4 protein-coding genes are annotated in these 4498 nt (G+C 59.4%); 2 read left to right on the top strand and 2 right to left on the bottom strand.

Annotated elements, in window-relative coordinates; translation table 11 throughout:
* Positions 1-209 precede the first annotated feature (209 nt).
* Together pgsA and HDF15_RS25400 are read right to left on the bottom strand one after the other, a co-directional pair.
* The gene (gene pgsA / locus HDF15_RS25405; protein ID WP_014264033.1) at positions 210-863 is read right to left on the bottom strand and encodes a CDP-diacylglycerol--glycerol-3-phosphate 3-phosphatidyltransferase; all 654 of its coding nucleotides are present in this window, start codon (positions 861-863) and stop codon (positions 210-212) included.
* A gap of 196 nt (positions 864-1059) precedes the next feature.
* The gene (locus HDF15_RS25400; protein WP_044177738.1) at positions 1060-2325 is read right to left on the bottom strand and encodes a Glu/Leu/Phe/Val dehydrogenase; all 1266 of its coding nucleotides are present in this window, start codon (positions 2323-2325) and stop codon (positions 1060-1062) included.
* Between the two features lie 338 nt (positions 2326-2663).
* Between HDF15_RS25400 and HDF15_RS25395 the strand changes: the two genes are divergently transcribed.
* Together HDF15_RS25395 and trpE are read left to right on the top strand one after the other, a co-directional pair.
* Positions 2664-2801 carry a hypothetical protein gene (locus tag HDF15_RS25395; RefSeq protein WP_184261243.1) on the top strand — a complete coding sequence of 46 codons (138 nt, stop codon included), beginning with the start codon at positions 2664-2666 and terminating at the stop codon, positions 2799-2801.
* A 54-nt stretch (positions 2802-2855) separates the two neighbouring features.
* Positions 2856-4370, top strand: coding sequence for an anthranilate synthase component I (gene trpE, locus HDF15_RS25390; RefSeq protein ID WP_184261239.1), 1515 nt, complete (start codon positions 2856-2858; stop codon positions 4368-4370).
* Positions 4371-4498 lie beyond the last annotated feature (128 nt).

The following is a 4498-nucleotide window of genomic DNA, read 5'->3' as shown; positions in this document are numbered from 1 at the left end:
AATGGAGACAAACTCTTCCCCAATCTCCTTACCTCTTAGAAAATCTTCACCCTAACTAGGAAAAGTCCTTGCTTCTCAAGAGAGAATCTTCCGGTCTGGGGTTTGACCTGATATTCCGTGGTGATCCAGAATGCGGGGGTCCTTCGGCTACGGCTCAGGATGACGACGAAAAACAAACAACAGCACACGGCGAAAAACAAACAACAGCGCTAAACTGTCGGGGCGATCTCGCGTTTCTTGCGGCTCAGAATAGAGCTGCGACGGCGGCGCTTGCCGGTAGAGGCGCGGTCGATCTTCTTCCAGAAGCCGACGAAGTAATCTACCGCCGAGATGATCGATACGATCGACATCCAGTAAATAGCGGTGACAGCGATCAGGTGCACGCCGATAGGGAAGCCCCACAGGTTCCAGTAGTCCCAGCGATGATTCAGGATCGCCGCTACGACCGAGACGATCTGGATGACGGTCTTCAGCTTGCCCAGCTCGCTGGCCTCGATGGTGAAGCCCTCGGAGGACGCAATCGATCGCAGGCCGCTCACGAGGAACTCGCGGCCGATGACCAGCACCGCAATCCAGGGTGGGACGATGCGGGGGTTGTAGGCCACCAGAACGATATAGGCTGCGGTCACCATCAGCTTGTCCGCCAGCGGATCGAGCAGGATGCCCAGTGTGGTGATTTGGCCACGCTTCCGAGCCAGGTAGCCGTCGAGGCCGTCCGTGATCGAAGCCAGAATGAACAGTGCCGAGGCAAAGAGCTCCTGCTCGCCGTGGAACCCCTGCAAGGGGAACTTCGGCGACAACGCCCAGATCAGCAGCGGGACGCTGGCGATGCGGGTGAGCGTGATGGAGTTGGGCAGGTTCACGGAAATGGGCCTACGGGTTCACGGAATTGAAGGGTGCGTGAACACTGTCATTCTCCCATACGGGAGAGTGTAGAGGACAGAGTATAGAGGGTAGAGGATAGAGCGTAGACGAAAACGGTGCGAAATCCCCATCGTTTCGCGCCGCTCCGGCAACCTTGTTCTCTACACTCTATCCTCTACCCTCTACACTCTGCCTTTACGCGTAGATTCCGCGCTGTTTGGTCGTATAGGCCACGCGGTCGATCGCCAGCATATAGGCGGCGATACGGTTGTTAACCTCGTGCTTTACCGCATACTGCAATACGTCGTCGAAGCTGTCGATCATGATGCGTTCGAGCCGCTGGTTGACCTCGTCTTCGGTCCAGAAGTAGCCCATACGGTCCTGGACCCACTCGAAGTAGCTGGTGGTGACGCCGCCGGCGTTGGCCAGGATGTCCGGGATGACGAAGACGCCCTTGTCGGCGAGGATCTCGTCGGCGACGGTTGTTGTCGGTCCGTTCGCGCCCTCGCACAGGATGCGTGCTTTGATGCGGTCGGCGTTTTTGCTGGTGATGACGTTTTCCGTCGCGGCGGGGATCAGCACGTCGCATTTACGGGTGAGCAGGTCGTCCTTGTCGGCAGCGTCGGCTCCGGGGAAGCCGTGGATGACGCCGTGCCGGGCGCGATACTCCAGCAGTTCGCTGATGTCGATGCCGTTGGGGTTGAAGAGCGCGCCGTCGTACTCGCCGATGCCGATGACCTTATAGCCCTTGTCCCAGAGCAGCTTGGCGGAGTTCGAGCCGACGTTGCCGAAGCCCTGCACGATGACGGTGGTGCTCTCGGGGGTCATGTTCAGGTACTTCAACGCCTGGTCGCAGACGATGCTGACGCCGCGGCCTGTGGCCTCGCGACGGCCGCGTGAGCCGCCGATGTTGACCGGCTTGCCCGTTACCACGCTGGTTACGGTCTGGCCCATGTGCATGGAGTAGGTGTCCATGATCCAGGCCATGGTCTGCTCGTTGGTGTTCATGTCGGGCGCCGGTACGTCCTTCTCTGGCCCGATGAACTCAATCAGCGAGGCGGTGTAGCGGCGCGTCATGCGCTCGAGCTCGCCCTGGCTCATCTTCTTGGGGTCGCAGATCACGCCGCCCTTGGCACCGCCGAAGGGGATGTTGACCACGGCGCACTTCCAGGTCATCCAGCTTGCGAGCGCGCGTACTTCGTCCAGCGAGACGTCCGGCGCGTAGCGGATGCCGCCCTTGGCGGGACCGCGCGCCACGGAGTGCTGCACGCGATAGCCGGTGAAGACTTCAATGCTGCCGTCGTCCATGCTGACCGGAATGTGCACGATGATCTCGCGCGAGGGATAACGCAGCACCTTCCAGATTCCAGCGTCGAGTTTAAGTCGTGTGGCGGCTTCATCGAAGCGCGCCGCCTGCGCCTCCCATGGATTTGTCTCTTGCTCCAGCGTGAGCGTTTGCATTGTGTTTCTCTTCCTCTCGGTTACAGGTACCAGCGATTCCTCGGCCATTGCGCTCGCTCCTTGAATCCGTCTTTTGCACACTCAAGGACAGCATAGACCCGATGGGGTCTTTGGCCAGACCGATCCGTGGCCAAACATTGGATCATAGGCCTGTATTTCAAGTACATGCAAGGCGGGAGGTGCTTCTTTTAGTTCCCTGAGATCAAGGGTTTAGGGCTTGCGCAACTGGCCTTGAGTGTGCACAAGATTTATTGCCTGCGGATCGATGGCCGACGAGTGTCAATAGCTTTGCATCTGACAGTACGGGATACGTCCTGCATGATGGATGAGAGGGATAGATGATTCGATTGAAAACAATTGCTGCTCTTACGCTGGCCTGCACGATGATGCTGGGACTCGCCGGCTGCCACCGTCATCATCACGATCATTACGACCACCACGATGTAGATCATGACCACGACGGAGATCGCCACTAGGTTCTTCGGAGTTCGTTAGCGCGCCTGTGGGCATCTCCTCGGTATCATGAGGAGATGCCTACGCGCACGATTACGACACCGTCCCTCCGCGACTTCCAACGGCTTGCCCGAACCCACTCGCTGGTTCCTGTTACGCGCACTGTTGCCGCCGATCTTGAAACCCCTGTCTCGGCCTTTCTGCGTGTTGCCGCGAAAGAGCCTGAGGCCTTCCTGCTGGAGTCTGTCGAAGGCGGCGAGCATGTGGGCCGGTATACCTTCATCGGCATTCGACCCTACAAGAAGATGATTGCGCGCGACGGCCAGATCACCGTTATCGAAGGCCGCAAGCGACGTACCTATGACGCCGATATCTTCAGCGAGTTGAAGACCGCTCTTGAAGGTGAGACGCCGGCAAAGCTGCCCGGTCTGCCGCCCTTTACCGCCGGTGCCGTGGGGTTCTTTGCGTATGACGTCGTGCGCAGTATTGAGAAGTTGCCGGAGCTGGCTGCCGACGAACTCCACGTTCCGGATGCCTACCTGATGTTCTTCGATGAGGTGCTCGCCTTCGATCACGTGAAGAAGGCGATCCATCTGATCGTGACGGCGGGGGCTCGGGCGCGGCTAAACACCGCGGCCTATGCCGATGCGAACAAGCGGCTCAACCGGCTGGAACGCCTGTTGAACACCGCGATTCCGAAGCTCCCTGTCTCCAGCGCGAAGGGCGCGCTCAAGCTGAAGCCGCGAACGAAGGCTGCCGACTTTATGCGTGCTGTCGAGACGACGAAGGAGTACATCACGGCGGGAGACATCTTCCAGTGCGTGCTGTCGCAGCGCTTCGACTGTGTGCCCGGGGTCGATGCCTTTGAGATCTATCGCTCGCTGCGTATCGTGAATCCCTCGCCCTACCTGTACTTCCTGCGCTTTGGGCTGGAAGGGGAAGGGAAGAAGAGCAAAAAGCGGGAGGCGCATATTGTTGGCTCGTCTCCGGAGCTCCTGGTTCGCGTGCACGATGGCAATGTTGAATATCGTCCCATTGCAGGTACGCGCCCTCGTGGTGCCGATGAGGCAGCCGACCGCGCGCTTGAGGAGAGCCTGCGCTCCGATGCCAAGGAGGTGGCGGAGCACGTCATGCTCGTCGACCTTGGCCGGAACGATGTAGGCCGTGTCAGCGAGTACGGGACGGTCCGGGTGAAGGACCTGATGTTCATCGAGCGCTACTCGCACGTGATGCACCTGGTGAGCGCGCTCGAAGGCAAGCTGCGCTCGGACCTCGCGCCGGTCGATGCCTTCCGGGCCTGCTTCCCTGCGGGCACGCTGAGCGGCGCGCCGAAGATCCGGGCGATGGAGATTATCGAGGAGCTTGAGCCTGCGCGGCGTGGCGTCTATGGTGGCGCGATCTTCTATGCGGATTTCAGCGGCAACCTTGATTCGTGCATTGCGATCCGTACGCTGTTTATGGATGGGGAGAAGGGTTATATCCAGGCGGGTGCGGGGATTGTTGCCGACTCGGTGCCGCTGAAGGAGCATGAAGAGTGTGGGAATAAAGCCAAGGCTGTGGTTCGGGCGATTGAGCGGGCAAGAGGCGCATGAGCTTTAGCGCCGGTTTGGCCAATTGTTTTGAAGGGGCGGGGCTTCAGCTGTCTAGTCTCCAGACATCCTTTACAGATTGTCTCCAGACATCCTTTACAAGTTGAGGAAGTTTGCCGGGCATGGCTCCA

It is taken from the genome of Granulicella mallensis, from assembly GCF_014203225.1.
Taxonomy (GTDB): domain Bacteria; phylum Acidobacteriota; class Terriglobia; order Terriglobales; family Acidobacteriaceae; genus Granulicella; species Granulicella mallensis_A.
The sequence above is the reverse complement of the archived record's forward strand: the minus strand, read 5'-3'. Positions and strand labels throughout refer to the sequence as shown.

What these genes read in the sequence shown, in the direction of transcription:
- HDF15_RS25400 (WP_044177738.1), bottom strand. Translation starts at nt 2,325, where the DNA reads ATGCAAACGCTCACGCTGGAGCAAGAGACAAATCCATGGGAGGCGCAG.
- HDF15_RS25395 (WP_184261243.1), top strand. Translation starts at nt 2,664, where the DNA reads ATGATTCGATTGAAAACAATTGCTGCTCTTACGCTGGCCTGCACGATG.
- trpE (WP_184261239.1), top strand. Translation starts at nt 2,856, where the DNA reads ATGCCTACGCGCACGATTACGACACCGTCCCTCCGCGACTTCCAACGG.